Here is an 18,982-nt window from a genome sequence, read left to right as displayed (position 1 = left end):
CAGCGAAATGATGCGAATTGACGCGGCCGGGCGGCCGCCCCGGGGACCATAACGGCCGGGGCGTGGGGGCAGTTCCGGGGTAGGAATGGGGCTGATTCCCCCGCCGTCATTCCGGGGCACGCGGAGCGTGAGCCCAGAATCCATCGTGCGGCTGAGGCGGTTGATGAATGGATTCCGGGCTCGCGCCTGACGGCGCGCCCCGGAATGACTGTGGCGGCCTAATCCGGCCGGACCATCTCGAACATGTTTTCCGGCTTGATCTCAAAATAGTCGCCGCGGCGGCCGGCACGGACGATCGGGCGGGCGGCGGCGGTCTGGTAGACGCCGTCCTTGATCATGGCCTTGTCGATGTGGACCGCGACGACTTCGCCCAGCGTCAGCCAGGCATCGGCCTCCTTGCCGTCGGCGCCCTTGAGGCGGACGATGTCGGAGACCTTGCACTCGAAGGCGACCGGGCTCTCGGCCACGCGCGGCACGTTGACGAGCTTGCCGGGCACAGCGGTCAGCCCTGCAAGCTTGAACTCATCGACCTCTGGGCCGACATGCGCGGCGGTCGCGTTCATGTGCTTGGCGAGGTCCATCGTGGTCAGATTCCAGACGAACTCGCCGGTCTGCTTGATGTTCTCGACCGAGTCCTTCCAGTTGGTGGAGGAGAAGCCGATGATCGGCGGGACGTAGCAGAACGCGTTGAAGAAGCTGTAGGGCGCGAGGTTGACGTGGCCCTTGGTGTCGCGGGAGGAGATCCAGCCGATCGGCCGCGGCGCGATGATGGCGTTGAAGGGATCGTGCTTGAGGCCGTGGCCCTTGGAGGGCTCGTAGAAGTAGAGGTCTTTGTCGGTCACGCGCTGCTTCTCCGCTATCCGCCGTTCCGGGCAATGCGGAGCAGCTTATAGGGGGAAACTCCCTGCCCCGTCAGTGGCGCGGCGACAGACCCGCGATGACGAAATCGATCATCTGGTCGATGGTCGGGCCCGGCTTGGTGGCGCACTGGGCGATCATCTGGGGGTGGAAGAAGCGGATCATCGCGGTGCAGGCGCACAGCGAGGCCAGTTGCAGGTCCGGCGCCTCAAACTCGCCGGAAGCGACACCTTGCGCGATCATCTGGCCGATGACGCCGGCGATGCACTCCATATGGGCGACGCAGACGTCCCAGTCCTCCTCCATCGCGATCGCGACCATCTCGTGCAGCTTGTTATCGCCCACATAGCGCTCGGTATTCATGCGGTGGATGGTGGTGAGCAGCTCACGGAAGCGTGGCAGCACCGGACCGGGCCGGGTCACGATCCGCTGCGCCTCCAGCTCGACCTCGCCCATCAGGCCCCGCGCCACCGCCTGGTGGATCGCCTTCTTCGATTCGAAGAAGCGATAGACGTTGGCGGGGCTCATCCTGAGCTCCTTGGCGATGTCCCCGACCGTGGTCTTCTGGTAGCCGATCTGGCGGAACAGCCGTTCGGCCACCTCGAGGATACGATCCCGGGTGTCGCCTTCGATATGTTCCGCTACCAGTGTCATCTGTCAGGACTCGTCAATCAGCACTCTTCTCATCTATTCAGCCGCTTCGGCAAGCGGAATTGCGTGCTGGTCATCGCTCCCATGCTGCGGCGCGGCAGGCTGCTCGGGAGTGCCCGCCTCGTCCAGGCTCTTCCTGAACCACAGGGCGTAGAGGCCCGGCAGGTACAGGAGCGTCAGGAAGGTCGCGACGAACAGGCCGCCCATGATGGTGATCGCCATCGGACCCCAGAACGCCGAGCGCGACAGCGGGATCATGGCCAGGATGGCGGCGAGCGCCGTCAGAACCACCGGACGGGCACGGCGGACGGTTGCCTCCACGATCGCCTCGCGCCGGGTCAGGCCGTGGGAGACGTCGGTCTCGATCTGGTCGACCAGGATGACGGTGTTGCGCATGATCATGCCGGCGAGCGCGATCAGGCCGAGCAGCGCCACGAAGCCGAACGGGGCATTGGCGACGTTGAGGCCGAACGAGGCACCGACGATGCCGAGCGGCGCGGTCAGGAACACCAGGATCAGGCGCGAGAAGCTCTGAAGCTGGAACATCAGCAGCGTCAGCATCACCATGACCATCAGCGGGAAGAGGATGAAGATCGAGGCGTTACCCTTGGCGGATTCCTCGAACGCACCACCCGGCTCGATGCGGTAGGCCGGCTCGAGATGATCCTTGATCGCCTTCAGCTTCGGCGTGATCTGGCCGGTGACGTCGGGCGCCTGCACGCCGTCGACGACGTCGGAGCGCACGGTGATCGCCATGTCGCGGTTACGCCGCCACATGATCGGCTCCTCGTGGGCATACTCGATCTTGGCGATCTGCTGGAGCGGCACGGCGACGCCATTGCGCGAGGTGATGGTGAGATCGCCGACGCCGCCGAGATCGAGACGTTCGGACGGGATCGCACGGGCAACCACGGCGACCTTCTCGATGCCGTCGCGGATGGTCGTGACCTGCGCGCCCGAGATCAGCATCGACAGCGCCTGCGAAACGTCCTGCGGGGTCAGGCCCATGGCACGGGCGCGATCCTGGTCGACGACGAGCTTGAGGTAGGGCGACTGCTCGTTCCAGTCGAGCTGGACGTCCTTGACGTTCTTGTTCTGCCGCATGACGTCGCGGACCTGGTAGGCGATCTCGCGCACCTTGTTGGCGTCGGGGCCGATCACGCGGAACTGGACGGGGAAGCCGACCGGCGGACCGAAGTTGAAGCGGTCGACGCGCACGCGCGCCTCGGTCAGCATGCCCTCCGCGGCCGCGTTCTCGATCTTCGCCTTGATGCGCTCGCGCGCCTCGACACCCTTGGCGACGATGACGATCTCGGCAAAGGCCTCGTTCGGAAGCTGCGGATTGAGGCCGAGCCAGAAGCGCGGCGAGCCCTGGCCGACATAGGACGTATAGGTCTCGATGTCCTTGTCGTCCTTGAGCAGCGTCTCGGCCTTCTTCACCGCTTTCTCGGTCACGTTGAAGGCCGTGCCTTCCGGCAGGCGGAGCTGCAGGAACAGCTCGGGCCGCTCCGACAGCGGGAAGAACTGCTGCTGGACATGGCCGAAGCCGACGATCGAGGCGATGAAGATGCCGACGGTTGCGGCCACCACGGTGATGCGGTGGTTGACGCACCATTGCACGATGGCGCGCAGGCCGCGGTACATGCGGGTCTCGTAGACCGCGTGCGGATCGTGATTGTGGTGCACCTTGATGTTGGGCAGCAGCATGACGCCGATATAGGGCGTGAAGATCACCGCCACGAACCAGGACGCGACCAGCGCGATCGCCACGATCCAGAAGATGCTGCCGGCATATTCGCCGACCGCGGAATTGGCAAAGCCGATGGGGAGGAAGCCAGCGGCCGTGACCAGCGTTCCCGTGAGCATCGGAAACGCAGTGGATTCCCAGGCAAAGGAGGCCGCGCGAAAACGGTCCCAGCCCTGCTCCATCTTCACCACCATCATCTCGACAGCGATGATCGCATCGTCCACCAGCAGGCCGAGCGCGATGATCAGCGCGCCGAGCGTGATGCGGTGCAGATCGAGCGACATCGTGTTCATGACGACGAAGACGATGCCGAGCACCAGCGGCACCGACAGCGCGACCACGATACCGGTGCGCCAGCCGAGCGCCAGGAACGAGACGAACAGCACGATGACGAGCGCTTCCATGAAGGAATGCACGAACTCGCCGACGGCGTGCTCGACCACCTTGGGCTGGTCGGCGATGAGCTTGACGTCGATGCCCTGCGGCACCGCCTTCATGAACTCGGCGGTGGCCTTCTCGACCTCCTTGCCGAGATCGAGGATGTTGGCGCCCTTGGCGGTGACGACACCGATGCCGATCGCGGCCTTGCCTTCCTGGCGCACGACGAAGCTCGGCGGGTCGACATAGCCGTGGGTGACGGTGGCGATGTCACCTAAACGAAACACGCGGCCGTTGCTCTCGACGGGAGTTTCCGCGACGGCCTTGGCGCCATCGAGCGCACCGGTGACGCGCAGCGGCACGCGCTGCGACGAGGTCTCGACCGTACCGGCCGGGGTCACGTTGTTCTGCTTGGCGAGCGAATCGAACAGCGCCTGCGGCGTGATGCCGAGGGTGGCGAGCTTGGCGTGCGAGAATTCGACGAAGATGCGCTCGTCCTGGTTGCCGTAGACGTCGACCTTGGTCACGCCCGGCACCTTCAACAGGCGCTGGCGGAAGCCTTCCGAGACCTTCTTGAGCTGGGCATAGTCGGCGCCGTCGCCGGTCATCATGTAGAGGATGGAATCGACGTCGGAGAACTCGTCGTTGACGACGGGTCCCAGAATGCCCGAAGGCAACTGGCCCTGCACGTCGGCGAGCTTCTTGCGCAGCAGATAAAACAGATACGGCACGTCCTTCGGCGGCGTGGAGTCGCGGAAGGTCACCTGGAGCGCGGTGAAGGCCGGCTTGGAATAGGTCTGCACCTTCTCGAAGTAAGGCAGCTCCTGGATCTTCTTCTCGATGGGATCGGCGACCTGCGTCTGCATCTCCTGCGCGGTCGCGCCCGGCCAGATCACGGAGACGTTGACCACCTTGACCGTGAAGAACGGATCCTCGGCTCGCCCGAGCTTCTGATAGGAGAAGAAGCCGGCGACGCCGAGTATGATCATCAGGAACAGGACCAGCGTCGGATGGCTGACGGCCCAGGCCGAAAGGTTGAAGCGCTTCATCGCACTCTCCAAAGATGATCCAATTGCAAAAAACGACAGCCACTCTGTTCAAACCGTCGTCGCGAGGCAGCGAAGCAATCCAGGGGGCTGGGCAGGTTCTGGATCGCTTCGCCGCTTCAGCCCCAGCATTTGCGCTTGGGCCGAAACTCACCTCACACGACGAAACTCTTAGAAAGAAAGGGACGAAACGATCCGCACCCGCTGGCCCGGATCGAGCTTCTGCACGCCGAGGGCCACGATCTTGGCGCCCTCTTCGACACCGCTGGTGATGATGACGTCGTTGCTCTCGTAGGACTTCACCACGACCGGCTTGAGCGTGACGCCGCCGTTGTCGTCGACGACGTAGAAGGAGGGCTTGCCGCCTTCGTTGAACAGCGCCGACAGCGGCAGCCGCGCGACGCGCTCGGTGGCAGCATCCGACAGCGACAGCGTCGCGGTCATGCCGAGCGAAACCTTGTCGTCGGCCTCGGGCAGCGAGAATTTTGCAAGATAGGTGCGCGTGGCCGGATCGGCCGCCGGCGCGATCTCGCGCAGCCTGGCCACATACTTCTTGTCCGGCTCCGACCAAAGAGTGACGCTGGCGACGCCCGACTTGGCGCGTCCAACCAGCGTCTCAGGGATCGCGACGACCGCTTCCTTCTCGGCAAAGCGGGCGACGCGGATCGAAGCCTGGCCCGCGGCGACCACCTGGCCGGGCTCGATCAGCGTTGCGGTGACGACACCACGGGCATCGGCAACAAGCGTCGCGTAGGAAAGGGAATTCTTGGTCAGCTCGACCGAGCGCTCAGCCCGGTTCAGGCGCGCGCGGGCCTCGTCGGCGGACGCGCGGCTCGAATCCATCTGGGCATCGGTGGTCCAGCCCTTGGCCTTCAAATCCTTGGCGCGCTGCTCGGCCGCGGCGGCCTGGGCCAGCACGCCGGTCGCAGCGGTCTGCTCGGCAACGGACTGCTCGGCCTGGAGCTTCAGATCGACCTCGTCGAGGGTCGCGAGCGGCTGGCCGACCTCGACCGTCTGACCAACCTCGACCAGACGCTTGGCAACCTTGCCGGCGACGCGGAAACCGAGATCGCTCTCGATCCGGGGCCTGATGGTGCCGACGAAGCTGCGCTCTGGCGTTTCGGCATCATAATGCGCCGTTGCGACCAGAACCGGCCGCGGGGGCTCGGCCTTTTCAGCAACGGTGTCATTGCACCCGCCCAGCGCGGCGGCCATCAAGGCCAGCGACACACCCGCCAAGAGCTTGGAATAGCTGGACAAAACTGACCGGACGAACATCGGAGGACACTCCTGCGACTGCAATGAGAGGAATGTCGACTAATCACTGATAAAAGTCAATAATCGTCAATCATCAGGAAAGCGTGATCGTTAAGAGGTGGTAAGGATTGGGATGCCGCCGTTGAGAGGTGCTATCGTAGGGTGGGCAAAGCGAAGCGTGCCCACCACGTATGCCGGCATTGGGAAAATGGCGGGCACGGCGCGAAGCGCGCCTTTGCCCACCCTACGAGGCTAGTGCCCTACCGCCCCTGCCCGGCGAACTCGTGCTTGCTGTCGTGGCCGCCGACGAAGACCAGGATGCCGGCGAGCAGGGGCAGGACGGCGAGCACGAGCAAGCCGGTCGAGGTCTGGCCGGTGGCTTCCTTGACCCAGCCGATCAGATAGGGACCGCCGAATCCCGCGAGGTTGCCGATCGAATTGATCAGCGCGATGGCGCCGGCCGCGGCCGTGCCGGAGAGCCAGGCGGTGGGCAGGGTCCAGAACACGCCGAAGCAGCAGAACACGCCGATCGCCGCGACCGTCAGCGCCACCATCGTCATGGTGGGGTCGGTGAGATAGGAGGAGACGGCAAGCGCGACGGCAGTGAGCAGCAGCGGCGCGCCGACATGCTTCACGCGTTCGCGCGTCGCATCCGAATGCCGCGCCCACAGGATCATCGCGATGGTGCCGAACAGGTATGGGATCGCGGTGACGAAACCGGTCTGCGCGTTGGTGAGGCCGAACGCCTTGACGATCTGCGGCAGCCAGAACTGCATGCCGTAGAGCGCGCCGACGAAGCCGAAATAGATCAGGCTGAGCGCGATCACCTTCGGCGAGGACAGCGCTTCGCCGAGCGACAGATGCTTCACCGCCTGCTTGGCCGCAATTTCCGAATCGAGCCTGGACTTGAGCCAGGCCTTCTGCTCGGCCGAGAGCCAGTCCGCCTTCTCCGGCTTGTCGGTGAGATAGAACCAGGTGACGATGCCCAGCAGCACCGAGGGGATGCCCTCGATGATGAACAACCACTGCCAGCCCTTCAGCCCCAGCGCGCCGTCAAGCCCGAGCAGCAGGCCCGAGATCGGCGCGCCGATCACGGTGGATACCGGGACCGCGATGGCGAAGGCGGCGAGGAAGCGGGCGCGATATTCGGCCGGATACCAATAGGTGAGATAGAGGATGATGCCGGGGAAGAAGCCGGCCTCGGCGACGCCGAGCAGGAAGCGGAGGACGTAAAAGCTCGTCACGCCGCTGACCAGCGCCATCAGCGCCGAGATGATGCCCCAGGTCACCATGATGCGGGCGATCCAGCGGCTCGCACCGAATTTTTCCAGCGCCAGATTGCTCGGCACCTCGAAAATGAAATAGCCGATGAAGAAGATGCCGGCGCCCCAGGAGAAGATCAGCGGCGTGAACTTCAGCTCCGCGTTCATGGTCAGCGCGGCGAAGCCGAGATTGACGCGGTCGAGATAGGAGAAGAAGTAGGCCAGCACCAGGAACGGGATCAGGCGCCAGGAGATGGCGCGGATCGTCGAGGTCTCGATTTCCGACTTGGCTGAGCCGGCGGAACCGGCATAGGTCGTGGTCTGGCTCATGGCTTTCCCCCCGGGGTTGTTGCTTTTTTGGGCTGAGAGGCGGTTTTGAGCATCGCGGACAAAGAGTCAATGGAGCGAGCAATGCACGGGGCGCAACCGGATAAACCTGTTGCGCCGCTACAGACATCGCTGATCCGTGCCGGCCTTGCCCTTGCGGTCATCGTCTGCGGGCTGTCGTTGCGCTGGTACGGCTTTCCACTCGGGCTTCCGGCCTTCGTGGTGAAGTATGGCGGCTCGCTGCTGTGGGCGACCATGGTGTTTTTGCTGGTCGAGGTTTTGCTGCCGCAGCTGTCGCGAAGCCGACTTGCAGCCATCGCCGTGGCGATCGCAATCGGCGTCGAGTTCTCCCGGCTGGTCCATGTGCCCTGGCTCGATGCGTTTCGGCTCACCACTGCGGGCGCGCTGCTGTTTGGACGGATCTTCTCGCTGTGGAATTTAGTGGCGTATGGGGTGGGGATTGCGTTCGGCGTTTGGATTGATGGTCTTGTAGGGTGGGCAAAGGCGCGTTAGCGCCGTGCCCACCATTCTCCTTCGCGGACCACGATGGTGGGCACGCTTCGCTTTGCCCACCTACGAGACCGGCGCCGTGGCGAGCAGCCTTCACTCCGCCAATTGAAACCGCTCGAAACGATCGAGCTCCTCCTCGATCACCCGCTTCAGCTCCTTCCGCCCCGCCGTCTTCTTCCCCTGCCCGACCCAGGTCCATTTCTGCATCAAGAGTTTCTTGCCCTGCCGGTCGGTCTTCATGTCGAGCGCAGCGACGATCTCGTCGCCTACCAGCACGGGCAGCGCGAAATAGCCGAGCTTGCGCTTGGCCTTCGGCACATAGGCTTCGAACAGATGATTGTAGCCGAAGAAGAGATTGGTGCGCTTGCGCTGGATGATCAGGGGATCGAACGGCGAGAGGATGTGAACGAGATCGGGCGCGGCGCCCTCACCCTGCTCCAGCGCCGCAGGCGCGGCCCAATGCTCCTGCTTGCCGGCGCCTTCGATCGCAACGGGCACGAGCTCGCCGCGGCGGACACGCGAGGTGATCAGGCGAGCGACCGCCTTCTTGCTCGGCGCATCGAGGTGGCAGATCGAATCCAGACTGACCACGCCCTGCGACCGCAGCGCGCGGTCGAGCAGATAGGCCGTGATGTCTCTTGCCGACGCCGGCTTCGGCAGCTTGTCCCAGCCGAAATGCCGCGTCATCAGCTCATAGGTCTTGAGCATGCCCTGGCGCTCGCTGATGGTCACGGCGCCGGTATAGAAGGCGAGCTGCAACGCCCGCTTCGACGGTTTGCGGCTCTGCCACAGATGCTCCTTCTCGGTGAGCACATCGTCCTCGATGTCGCGGATCGTCAGCGGCCCGGCGCGCACCAGCCGCATCACCTTGCGCGTGTCGGCCGGTTTCACCGAGGCGAACCATTTGTGCCCCTCGCGCCGGTGCTCGCGCATCGCCGGCAGGAAGAAGCGGAAGTCGCCGGCCGGCACGTAGGACAGCGCATGGGTCCAGTATTCGAACACGCTCCTGTCGACGCTCTGGGCATGGCGCAGATCGGCGCGACGATAGGACGGGATACGGCTGAACAGGATGTGGTGGTGGCTGCGCTCGATCACGTTGATGGTGTCGATCTGCACATAGCCGAGATGGGCGATCGCGTCCGCCACCGCGTGCGCCCCCTCCCCGAACGGCGCGCGCTCGTCCAGCCGCTGGGCATGCAGCCAGATCTGCCGGGCCTGTGTGTTGGGGATCGGAAACGGTTTGGGCGCGCGTGACATTGCGGGAGCAATGTAGCCGGATTCGCGCCAGGGAAAAGAGAGACGCCAAAGCGCCTTCTCAAGAAAAAGGCCGCGCTGCCAACTGCTGACAGCGTGGTCGGACCGTGCGCGCCTCGCGCCTCACTTCATCGACATGGCCTTCTGCGACTTCATGTAGTGCGTGCAGGCGCTCTTCATCTTGCCATTGCTCATGTCGGTGTTGGCCATGGCCATTTCCTTGTTCGCCGCCATCTTGGCCGGCGTGTCGGGCGCGCCACCCATCATGGCGGCGGTCTTCATCATGTTGTCCGTGGTGCACGCCATCATGGCGGCGGATGCGAGTGAAAGAGTGAACGCGACAAGGGCTGCAGTCGTCAGCAAGGTCTTCATCGAAAAGTCTTCTCCGTAAAACGAAACCGGCGTGATGCCGGCTCCGCAATTACGTATTTTCTGACGAAGACGTTTCCTGGAGAGGACGATTTTCTTGCTGCGCTGCGAAGGTGAAGGGCCTCAAGGGCCATCCTTTCGCGCTTTGGTCCGGTCACCGAGACTGCCGGTGGCAACATCAGGCTCGCAGGACGCCCTGCCACGCCCCTCCACCTGGCAGCGATAGACGCTGCCGGTGAGGCGGTCGACCAGCCACATGTTCTCATCGTTCGGACCGTCGACGCCGACATAGCGGCTGGTCAGCCCCGTGATCAGCGTAGACAGCAGGATCGCCACCGCGATCATCGCCGCACCGATATAGATGGGCATTGAGCTCAGGAAGACTGTCCGATCCGGCGGGCCGCCACGATAGAACTGGTAATCACTCGGCCTGGGCACTGGACTGAACTCGGCTCCCTTCCTCGGCGGTTACTGGACGAGGAGTCGTGCTAGGCGCGCAACTGGCCGAATTCTTGTTCGCACGCAGGCCATCACGCGACGGCTTTGCGACGATCGGTGAGCAAGGGTTTCCGGAACAAATTGGCGGCCCGCACCGGGCCGCCTCTTGCTTGCCTGCCGGCTCAGCGGCGGCCGAACAACCCGCCCATCATACCGCCGAACAGACCGCCGGGGCCGCCCACCGGAGCGCCACCACCGCCACCGCCATAATGGCGCCGGCCGCCACCGCCGGAGGAGCGGCGACGCACCGGCTCATCGTCTGCCTGTTCGGAGGAGGCCGAGCGGGTCGAGACAATCTCCGACAGCAGAGCCTTGTGCTGGAGCTTGTTGAGATAACCGGTAGCGGGATAGCCACGTGCAGCCTGCCACCGCTTCATCACAGAACGGGTCTCATCGTCGAACTTGCCCGTCGCCTTGACGTCGAAGCCGAGCCCGGTGAGGCGGCGCTGCACGTCGCGGCGCTGGCTCTTGTCCAGACCGATCTGGTCTTCAGACACCTGGTTGGCTTCGTCCGTGAAGGTCGCGGGATCGATCCCGGCCGTCAGGTTGCGGGTGGTGGTGGATGGACCGTCCTGCAACGCCGCGATGCGGGCGAGTGCGATCGACTTGAACGTGCCGTTCGGATAGTTGGTGAGATAGGCGTTGAGCTCTTCCACCTTGTTGGTGTCCCTGATCGAGCGCCAGAACTCGAGCTCGACGTCGGAGCCTTGCTTGGCCGCGGCCGACACCGATGCGTTCGACGTGTCGGTCGTGGCCGCAGCCGGTGCGCCAACCGGATTGAGATAGACGTTGCCGGTCAGATTGGTGTGCCCCCAGGGCAATTGCCCCTTGCTGGTCTCGTCACTGACCTGGGCGCGAACCTTGGTCATCGCCTGCTGGATCTCGATGCCGGGCTGGGCAATGTTGGCGACGAGGGCGCGGGTGAACGGGCTGTTGGTGCCGGCCTCGCCATCGAGCGCGGTCTGGCCGGGGCCGGTGGCGAAGGCAATCAGCGTGCCCTCGCCCGACTTCATCTCGGCGAGGCCAGTCTGCACATTAACGGAGCGGGTGGCCTTGGCCGAGCGGATCTTTGCCGCGAACGGATTGTCGCGGCAGGCGTCCAGGAACACGAGCTTCACCTTCGCGTCCGACATGGTCTGATCGAGCGAGAGGTCGACATTGATCGCCGCGCCCAGCTTGACGTCCATCTCGGATTTCAGGTCTGCGTCGATCGGCAACAGGTAGTTGACGCCGTTCACGGCGATCCCGTGGCCGGCATAGAAGAACACCGCGACGTCGGCGCCTTCGCTCTTCTTGCCAAACTCCAAGAGCTTCGCAGTCATGGCATCGCGGGTGAGGTTGGAGCCCTCGACGACATCAAAGCCGACGTTGCGCAGCACCCTGGCCATCGTCTTGGAATCGATTGCGGGGTTGGGAAGCTGCGGGACATTCTTGTAGGCGGCGTTTCCGACCACGAAGGCGACGCGCTTGTCCGCGAAGGCCGCGCTGCCGCTGACAATGAATGCTGCGATTGAAATTGCTGCGATCAAGAAGTGCATGATCATTCTCCCCTGATCCAAACTTCTTCGCTGCTCTCGGTTCGGCCTGAGCCGATCCGATGAGAGCAATCTGATCCAGTTCACAAGGACGCACTGTGATCTGGATCACTCGGGGATTTCTGCCGCTCGAACCGAGCTGAGAGTCGCTGCGACGATACCTTTTCGTGCTGACGCAGCGGGCAATACTGGCTGGTGACGAGTAATGACTGAAAGATTGTACCTGCCAGGGCTACGAGTCCAGCCGGGATTGAACACTCTTCCGAAAAGCGGGATGGATCAGCATTCTGCTGTCGATGCCGAATGAGACAGTGTTTCTTCCCGATGGGAGGCACTGCCACCGCCTCGACATGGCATGGATGCCGATTGGCTCCGGCGCTAGAATGCAGAGGTAATTTCGGCCAGCTGGAATGTGACCCGTATCACATCGAGGCCTTTGAACCTTCCCTATACTCGCAACATCAAATCGCCATCAGGTGTAACAGCGAGGACACGACAATGACCCGTTTCGATAAATTTTTTGGACTGAAGGCGATCACCCTCACGGCCGCGCTGTCGATGACGGCGGGCCTTGCTCTGGCCGGCGACAACAACTTCTCGTCCGACCAGATCCTGAACGCGCTGAAGCCGAAGCCGGCGACCCGCGGCCTGTCCGCCGGCCCGCAGGCCGATCCGGCGGCGCAGGCCAAGGAATCGACGTTCCTGAACACCGTGCGCAACCGCTCGACCCGTTCGCTCTCGACTGGCGAGCGCGAGCAGATCGCCGAACTCGCCGCGACCAAGCCGAAGATCGATCTGGAGATTCAGTTCGACTACAACTCGGCCGACATCGCCAAGACCTCGGTGCCGTCGGTGCAGGCGCTCGGCAAGGCCTTGTCCGATCCGTCGCTGAAGGGCTCGACCTTCGTGGTCGCCGGCCACACCGACGCGATCGGCGGCGAAGAGTACAATCAAGGGCTCTCCGAACGGCGCGCCGACACCATCAAGAAGTACCTGGTGCAGAACTATGGTCTCAACGGCACCGATCTCGTCGCCGTCGGCTATGGCAAGAGCAAGCTGAAGGACACCGCCAACGGCGCCGACCCGATCAACCGCCGCGTCCAGGTCGTGAACATGGAAGCCAACACGACGGCGTCGAAGTAATACAGCTTCATCGTCGCGCGACATACGCCGCCTGCCGTACCCCGGCAGGCGGCGATGTCATATCCAGCTCTGGAACAGCATCAACCGGTTGAACATCTGCATGGACGTGCCGACGAACGCTGCCGAGATCGGCAGCATCACCGCAAAGCCGATCGCCGCGACCCCGACATAGGCCCACAGCAGCCAGCGCGGCAGACCGTCTCGTCGCAGCGCATAGACCAGCGCAAGCGACGCCACGGTTGCGGCCGGCAGATAATAGTAGATGAAGCCCAGCGTGCGCGGCAGCAAGGCCCAGGCAAGCCAGCAGCCGAAATAGAACGCCGCGATCAGGAACGCATCCCAGCGGCGCGCGACGATGAAATCGCGCAGCACGATCGCGAGCGCGGGCAGCGCCGCCCACAGCACCAGCGGATTACCGAGGAAGACGATCGCGGAGACATTGTCTTCCGCCGTCTTGTCGAACAGGAACCACACCGGGCGCGCGAGCAGCGGCCAGGATGGCCACGCGCTCATATAGGTGTGGCCGGCGATCGCGGTGGTGGTGTTGTCGGCAAAGATCCGGCGCTGTGCCTCGATCAGATCCGGCAGCGACGCTCCGTAGAGCGGCACGAACGCGGCAAGATATGTCAGCGCCGGCAGCACGGCGAAACAGAGCGCGACATGCTGCACTCGAAAATCGGGCCAGAGATCGGGCCGATACCAGTCGCCCGGCCTCGCGTCCGCAAACAGTGTGTGCCAGCCCTGCATCAGGCGGATCACCGCAACGATGACGATGCAGATGGCGAGCGGAAACAGGCCGCTCCATTTGCAAGCCGCAGCGAGGCCAGACAAAACGCCCGCGAGCGCGAACAGCGCATGCGGTCGCTCTCTTCGAAAGCCGTGCATGAAAGTGGCAATCGCGAGCACGCCCAATCCGAGCGCGAAAATGTCGAGCATGGCGATGCGCGCCTGCACGTAAAGCATCTGGTTGAAGCCGGCGATCGACGCGGCGGCGATCGCGGGCCCTTGCGCGGAGAACAGCGCCAGCCCGCACAGATAGATCGCGACGATCGCGAGCGCGCCGAACAAGGTCGACGGATAGCGCCAGCCCACCGCATTGTCACCGAAGGCTGCGATCGATGCCGCGATCAGCTCCTTGGCCAGCGGCGGATGCATCGGGTTGAGCATCGGTTGCGACATCGAGGGTGCCAGCATCTGCTGCGCCGCGGGCACGTAATGCACCTCGTCGAAGACGAACTTCTCCGGCGCCGTCAGGCCGATCAGCAGCGCAAGATGCGCGACCAGGAAAATCGCGACAGCGATCACTGCGCTCCGCGACACCTTTGGAGTCACCGGCAATTCAAGTGGCTGCTGTGGGGCTATCTTGCGTGGCAAATCTGCTTCACCGCGGAGAAAAACAAAGACGGCACTTTTCATTGAACGCATTCTACCGCAACTGTCACTAAGCATAACGCACGTCCCGCGCCGCTTGTGATAATTTCGCCACATCAGAAGCGCGCGCGATCCGGTACGATCAGGGACATATCGATCGGTTGCGAAATGAATTTGCGTTTCTTGTTTTTCCCCGCACTGCTGTCGGCCGGATTGTGCGCGGCGCCTTGCGCGCAGGCGCAGACGCGCGTCGGTGAAGCCGTCGTGATCCAGAACGACGTGGTGCGCGTGGCCGCGAGCACGACGCCGATCAATGTCGGCGACAGCATGTTGCGCGACGAGACCGTGCGCACCGGGGCCGACAGCGCCGCGCGCTTCGTCATGGCCGACAGCACCAACCTGTCGCTCGGTCCCAGCGCGACGCTGAAGCTCGACCGCACCGTCTTCAACGACGAGCACAGCTATCGCGACGTCGCGATCCGCATGACTACCGGCGCGTTCCGCTTCGTCACCGGACATTCGGAGAAGACCGCCTACAAGATCACGACACCGCTTGCGACCATCGGCGTGCGCGGCACCACGCTCGACATCCTGTCCCAGCGCGGCCGCTCCGTCGTGGTGCTTCAGGACGGCGCGGCCAGCGTCTGCGCGACGAGCTCCCAGTGCGTGCAGCTCACCCAGCCCGGCGACACCGCAATCATCACCTCGGCCAGCGGCAAGGTCAGCATCACCAAGACCAACACGCCGCCCTGGACCTTTGCCGCCAACTGCGCCGCAAGCGCCGGGCTGTGCTCGGTCAACCAATATGCGGACGCCTCGCCGACCATCACGCCTGCCGTCCACGACGACGGCATGCTGTGCGGGCGGTGATGATGGCGAGACTCAACGTCAGGCGTTTCGTCCTCGCCGCCGCGCTGAGTGCAACCGCTGCGTTTGCGTTCTTCGCGTTCAATGCGCGACCGGCGGCAGCGCAGGCGGCTTGCGAGTCCGAATGCGGCGGTGGGCCGACGCCCTCACCGTCACCGACCTATTCACCATCGCCGACGCCGACACCCACACCGGTCCCCTCCCCTTCGCCGAGCCCCTATCCGTCGTCCTCGCCGAGCCCGTATCCACCGCCTCCACCGTCGGGCCCGACCGGCGCGGATTCCAGCGGCAATTCGATCGGCGGCCTCGCCAACCAGCGCTTCAACCAGATGATCACCAACCGGGTGCTCGGCACGGTGCTGCTCGGCGTCAACGAGCAGGTCAATTGCAGCGACTGCATCAGCGCATTCGGCTCGGCCGGCTCGTTCTCGGCCGGCATCCACGGCCGCAAGGAGCTGACCAACAACCTGTCGCTGCTCGCCGGCATCGCCTACACGCAATATAACGAGGGCGGCTACAACATCACCAGCGCGCCGATCGGCGCCTTCGCGCTGCGCTATGACTTCACCGACTGGGGCTCGTCGCGTCCATTCTTCGACGTCGGGACCATCCTGACGCCGTGGGAGAAGGCGCGCTACACCCGCAGCTACAATACCAGCCTCGGGCCGGTGAGCGTCACGGGCTCGACCAACGCGTCGAACTACGCCGTCTATGGCCGCGCCGGCTGGATGAGCCGCGTGTCCCCGCGCGACGAAGTCGCGGCCTCGATCGAAGTCTGGCAGCTCTGGCAGCGCGTCTCCGGCTATTCGGACAGCGCGGTCGCGTTCAATCCGTTCGACGCCACCATTGCGACCGGCACCGACCGTACCAGCCTGGTCAAGATCGGCGGCCAGTGGACGCATCTCTTCGGCAGCAACATCGAGACCAACGTCAATGGCGGCTGGGTGCAGTCGTTCGCAAGTCGCAGCGGCATCGTCGCCACCGTGACCGGCGACGGCGTGGTGGTGCCGACCATGGGCAACCAGGGCTGGTTCGAATATGGCGGCCGCCTCGGCTTCCGCGTGCAAAAAGGCTGGATCGTGGACCTGTTCGCCAACGGCACGCTGGGTCCGCAGCCGGTGGGGAACACCATCCACGGCGGCGTGGGGCTAAGGATCAACTATTAGCCGCGGCGGCGAGGCACGGTCTCGTAGGATGGGCAAAGCGGAGCGTGCCCACCAACTCTCTCGATCGTGGATGGACGGTGGGCACGGCGCTGACGCACCTTTGCCCACCCTACGGCATCACCATCCGCCCCGCATCACGCCGCCGACTTGCCCTCGAACGCGCGCCGCAGCACAGCCACATCCAGCTTCACCATCTTCATCATGGCCTGCATCGCGCGCGCGGCTGCGACCTTGTCGGGGCTCGACAGGAATTCGAACATCACTTTCGGCACGATTTGCCAGGCCACGCCCCAGCGATCCCTGAGCCAGCCGCACTGCTCTTCCTTGCCGCCATGAGCCAGGAACGCGTTCCAGACGCTGTCGACCTGGGCCTGATCGTCGCAATGGATCATCAGCGACAGCGCGTGGGTGTATTCCATCTTCATGCCGCCGTTGAGCGCGACCAGGGGCTGTCCGGCCACCGTGAACTCGACGACGAGCACGGAGCCCTGCTTGCCGGACGGGTTGTCCGAAACGTTGCGCTGAACGTGCGTGATCTCCGAGTTCGGAACGAGCGAGACGTAGAACTTCGCGGCTTCCTCGGCATCGCCGTTGAACCACATGCAGGGCACGAGCTTGGACATCGTGGATGCTCCTCTTCAGTTTCGCAATGTCGGGGCTTCGATCAGGCGCTCGCCATGTCGGACTGCGCGGCGAAGGCCGCGAGATCCATCCAGTTGACGCCCCACATATGACCGTCCGGATCCTCGAAGCTGCGGCCATACATGAAGCTGTATTCGTCCTTCGGGCCGGGATCGGCCACCCCGCCCGCGGCCTCGGCTCTGCCGACGATGTCGTCGACCTCGTTGCGGCTATCCGCGGACAGGCAGAACAACACCTGGTTCGAGGTCCTGGCATCCGAGATCGGCTTCGGCGTGAACTGGCGGAATTTGTCGTGGGTCAGGAGCATGGCGAAGATGGTCTCGGAGAAGACCATGCAGCTCGCCGTATCGTCGCAGAACTGCGGGTTCCTGACCGCACCGACCGCTTCATAAAACGCGGTGGCGCGCTTGAGGTCGGTCACCGGCAGATTGACGAAAATCATCCTGGGCATCGGAAGCTCCTTGGTCGGGTTCTGCCCAAGGACGGATGGCCCGACGGCCATCCGACATCGCTTCCGGATATTTTTTAAGGCTTGCTCTTTAGGCTTCCTCTGAAGGCTTGGCCTGCGTGGTTCTGTCGCACAAAAGCGCGCAGGCTTGCAGAGCCTTACTTCTTCTCGCCGGGATCCCGATGGATCGGATCGACCCACAGCACGGTCTCGGGCTTCTCGACCGGCTCGATGTCGAGATTGATCGCGACCGCCTCCCCGTCGCTGCGCACCAGCACGCATTCCAGCACCTCGTCCGGGCTGGCGTTGATCTCCTGATGCGGCACGTAGGGCGGGACGAAAATGAAATCGCCGGGGCCGGCCTCCGCGGTGAATTGCAGGCTCTCGCCCCAGCGCATCCGCGCCTTGCCCTTCACCACATAGATGACGCTTTCGAGATGGCCGTGGTGATGTGCGCCGGTCTTGGCATCGGGCTTGATGCTGACCGTACCCGCCCACAATTTCTGCGCGCCGACGCGTGCAAAGTTGATCGCGGCCGCGCGATCCATTCCCGCCGTCGACGGCACGTTGGTATCGAGCTGGTTGCCGGGAATGACGCGCACGCCGTCATGTTTCCAGCGATCGTCGTGATCGTGGTCATGGTGGGAATGCGAATGGTCATGGCCGGTCATGGGACTTGCTTTCTGTTGGTTCCGTGCGGGCGAAACTAACCAAAGCCGCGATATCAAGCCATAGCAAAATCGGAACCCTCATAGCCAACAGGCGTTGTTGTTCCGAGCAAGCGAGAAGGAGAGTTTCATGGGTAGCACGGCCGACAAGATCAAGGGCACCGCCAACGAAGCGATGGGCAAGGCCAAGCAGGGCATCGGTGAAGCCACCGGGTCCGATCGACTCCAGGGCGAAGGCGTGGTTCAGGAAGTAAAGGGCAAGGGCCAGAAGGCCATGGGTGACGCCAAGGATGCCGCGCAGGAAGCGGCAGATCGCGCTGCAGCCGCCGCGAAGCGCGCGGCGGAGTAGCGCACGTCGGATTGAAAGAGAAAAGACCGGCCGCGAGGCCGGTCTTTTTGTTTTGCGTCGGCTCGCTCCGTCATGGCCATCCACGTCCTTAGCCACGAAAGAAAGAACGTGGATCCCGGGACAAGCCCAGGCATGACGACGTGAGGGCGCGCGGTCACTTCACCGCGAGCAATTCGACGTCGAACATCAGCGTCGCGTTCGGCGGGATCACGCCACCGGCTCCGCGGGCGCCATAGCCGAGCTGCGGCGGAATGATCAGCGTGCGCTTGCCGCCGACCTTCATGGTGGCAACCCCCTCGTCCCAGCCGGCGATGACGCGGCCCTTGCCGATCGGGAATTCGAACGGCTCGTTGCGATCGACCGACGAGTCGAATTTCTTGCCCTTCTGACCGTTCTCATAGAGCCAGCCGGTGTAGTGCATCACGCAGATCTGGCCGGGCTTGGGCGAAGCGCCGGTGCCGACGACACTGTCGATAGTCTGCAAGCCTGAAGCTGTGGTCATGGTCTTTCCTGCGGTCTGGGCCGAGGCCGTGGTGGAAACGAAATGCGACACGCCGGCGATCACCGTGATCGCGAGTGCCGACATCAGTGTGAGGAGCACGCGCCGTAAACGCTGCATAAGAGACCTTCCGTTTG

General features: G+C 63.9%; 19 protein-coding genes. 5 read left to right on the top strand and 14 right to left on the bottom strand.

Annotated features, from left to right (window positions below):
* Positions 1–218: 218 nt before the first annotated feature.
* The 5 genes from JQ627_RS29645 to JQ627_RS29625 all read right to left on the bottom strand — a co-directional run bounded on the left by JQ627_RS29645 (position 219) and on the right by JQ627_RS29625 (position 7,529).
* A complete protein-coding gene (locus JQ627_RS29645) occupies positions 219–842 on the bottom strand; it encodes a flavin reductase family protein (protein ID WP_212487911.1) in 624 nt (207 codons plus the stop codon).
* 70 nt (positions 843–912) lie between these two features.
* Positions 913–1,512, bottom strand: a complete 600-nt coding sequence (locus JQ627_RS29640) for a TetR/AcrR family transcriptional regulator (RefSeq protein ID WP_028160320.1) — start codon at positions 1,510–1,512, stop codon at positions 913–915.
* Between the two features lie 33 nt (positions 1,513–1,545).
* The gene (locus tag JQ627_RS29635; protein WP_212487910.1) at positions 1,546–4,683 is read right to left on the bottom strand and encodes an efflux RND transporter permease subunit; all 3,138 of its coding nucleotides are present in this window, start codon (positions 4,681–4,683) and stop codon (positions 1,546–1,548) included.
* Positions 4,684–4,851: 168 nt separating this feature from the next.
* Positions 4,852–5,958, bottom strand: coding sequence for an efflux RND transporter periplasmic adaptor subunit (locus tag JQ627_RS29630; RefSeq protein WP_212487909.1), 1,107 nt, complete (start codon positions 5,956–5,958; stop codon positions 4,852–4,854).
* A gap of 239 nt (positions 5,959–6,197) precedes the next feature.
* Positions 6,198–7,529 carry an MFS transporter gene (locus JQ627_RS29625; RefSeq protein WP_212487908.1) on the bottom strand — a complete coding sequence of 444 codons (1,332 nt, stop codon included), beginning with the start codon at positions 7,527–7,529 and terminating at the stop codon, positions 6,198–6,200.
* 81 nt (positions 7,530–7,610) lie between these two features.
* On the opposite strand from JQ627_RS29625, the gene JQ627_RS29620 reads away from it, so the two are divergent.
* Entirely contained in the window at positions 7,611–8,039 is a 429-nt protein-coding gene (locus JQ627_RS29620; protein ID WP_212487953.1) for a DUF2809 domain-containing protein, read from the top strand.
* A gap of 90 nt (positions 8,040–8,129) precedes the next feature.
* Here the strand turns inward: JQ627_RS29620 and JQ627_RS29615 are convergent, their stop codons facing one another.
* The 4 genes from JQ627_RS29615 to JQ627_RS29600 all read right to left on the bottom strand — a co-directional run bounded on the left by JQ627_RS29615 (position 8,130) and on the right by JQ627_RS29600 (position 11,695).
* The gene (locus JQ627_RS29615) at positions 8,130–9,293 is read right to left on the bottom strand and encodes a winged helix-turn-helix domain-containing protein (RefSeq protein WP_212487907.1); all 1,164 of its coding nucleotides are present in this window, start codon (positions 9,291–9,293) and stop codon (positions 8,130–8,132) included.
* A gap of 120 nt (positions 9,294–9,413) precedes the next feature.
* A complete protein-coding gene (locus tag JQ627_RS29610) occupies positions 9,414–9,662 on the bottom strand; it encodes a hypothetical protein (RefSeq protein WP_212487906.1) in 249 nt (82 codons plus the stop codon).
* A gap of 120 nt (positions 9,663–9,782) precedes the next feature.
* Positions 9,783–10,028, bottom strand: a complete 246-nt coding sequence (locus tag JQ627_RS29605) for a hypothetical protein (RefSeq protein WP_212487905.1) — start codon at positions 10,026–10,028, stop codon at positions 9,783–9,785.
* A gap of 251 nt (positions 10,029–10,279) precedes the next feature.
* Positions 10,280–11,695 carry a caspase family protein gene (locus JQ627_RS29600; RefSeq protein WP_212487904.1) on the bottom strand — a complete coding sequence of 472 codons (1,416 nt, stop codon included), beginning with the start codon at positions 11,693–11,695 and terminating at the stop codon, positions 10,280–10,282.
* Positions 11,696–12,190: 495 nt separating this feature from the next.
* On the opposite strand from JQ627_RS29600, the gene JQ627_RS29595 reads away from it, so the two are divergent.
* On the top strand, positions 12,191–12,835 hold the full coding sequence (locus JQ627_RS29595) for an OmpA family protein (RefSeq protein WP_212487903.1): 645 nt from the start codon (positions 12,191–12,193) through the stop codon (positions 12,833–12,835).
* A 57-nt stretch (positions 12,836–12,892) separates the two neighbouring features.
* Here the strand turns inward: JQ627_RS29595 and JQ627_RS29590 are convergent, their stop codons facing one another.
* Positions 12,893–14,323: a phospholipid carrier-dependent glycosyltransferase gene (locus JQ627_RS29590; protein ID WP_212487902.1), complete on the bottom strand. Its 1,431-nt coding sequence runs from the start codon at positions 14,321–14,323 to the stop codon at positions 12,893–12,895.
* A 51-nt stretch (positions 14,324–14,374) separates the two neighbouring features.
* On the opposite strand from JQ627_RS29590, the gene JQ627_RS29585 reads away from it, so the two are divergent.
* Together JQ627_RS29585 and JQ627_RS29580 are read left to right on the top strand one after the other, a co-directional pair.
* Positions 14,375–15,076 carry a FecR domain-containing protein gene (locus JQ627_RS29585; RefSeq protein ID WP_212487901.1) on the top strand — a complete coding sequence of 234 codons (702 nt, stop codon included), beginning with the start codon at positions 14,375–14,377 and terminating at the stop codon, positions 15,074–15,076.
* Positions 15,077–15,078: 2 nt separating this feature from the next.
* Entirely contained in the window at positions 15,079–16,239 is a 1,161-nt protein-coding gene (locus tag JQ627_RS29580) for a hypothetical protein (protein WP_212487900.1), read from the top strand.
* A 134-nt stretch (positions 16,240–16,373) separates the two neighbouring features.
* Here JQ627_RS29580 and JQ627_RS29575 read toward each other — a convergent pair whose 3' ends face one another.
* From JQ627_RS29575 to JQ627_RS29565, 3 genes are all read right to left on the bottom strand, one after another.
* On the bottom strand, positions 16,374–16,862 hold the full coding sequence (locus JQ627_RS29575; protein ID WP_212487899.1) for a VOC family protein: 489 nt from the start codon (positions 16,860–16,862) through the stop codon (positions 16,374–16,376).
* 41 nt (positions 16,863–16,903) lie between these two features.
* Positions 16,904–17,332, bottom strand: a complete 429-nt coding sequence (locus JQ627_RS29570) for a VOC family protein (RefSeq protein ID WP_212487898.1) — start codon at positions 17,330–17,332, stop codon at positions 16,904–16,906.
* 155 nt (positions 17,333–17,487) lie between these two features.
* Positions 17,488–18,000 (bottom strand): cupin domain-containing protein, encoded by a 513-nt coding sequence (locus tag JQ627_RS29565; protein WP_212487897.1) that lies wholly within the window; start codon positions 17,998–18,000, stop codon positions 17,488–17,490.
* A gap of 127 nt (positions 18,001–18,127) precedes the next feature.
* Between JQ627_RS29565 and JQ627_RS29560 the strand changes: the two genes are divergently transcribed.
* Positions 18,128–18,346 (top strand): CsbD family protein, encoded by a 219-nt coding sequence (locus JQ627_RS29560; RefSeq protein WP_212487896.1) that lies wholly within the window; start codon positions 18,128–18,130, stop codon positions 18,344–18,346.
* Between the two features lie 154 nt (positions 18,347–18,500).
* Here JQ627_RS29560 and JQ627_RS29555 read toward each other — a convergent pair whose 3' ends face one another.
* Entirely contained in the window at positions 18,501–18,965 is a 465-nt protein-coding gene (locus JQ627_RS29555; RefSeq protein WP_212487895.1) for an FKBP-type peptidyl-prolyl cis-trans isomerase, read from the bottom strand.
* Between the last annotated feature and the right edge of the window lie 17 nt (positions 18,966–18,982).

Origin of the sequence: Bradyrhizobium liaoningense (assembly GCF_018130785.1) — a bacterium.
Lineage (GTDB): Bacteria > Pseudomonadota > Alphaproteobacteria > Rhizobiales > Xanthobacteraceae > Bradyrhizobium > Bradyrhizobium liaoningense_A.
This window is presented reverse-complemented; position numbering and strand designations above follow the sequence as displayed.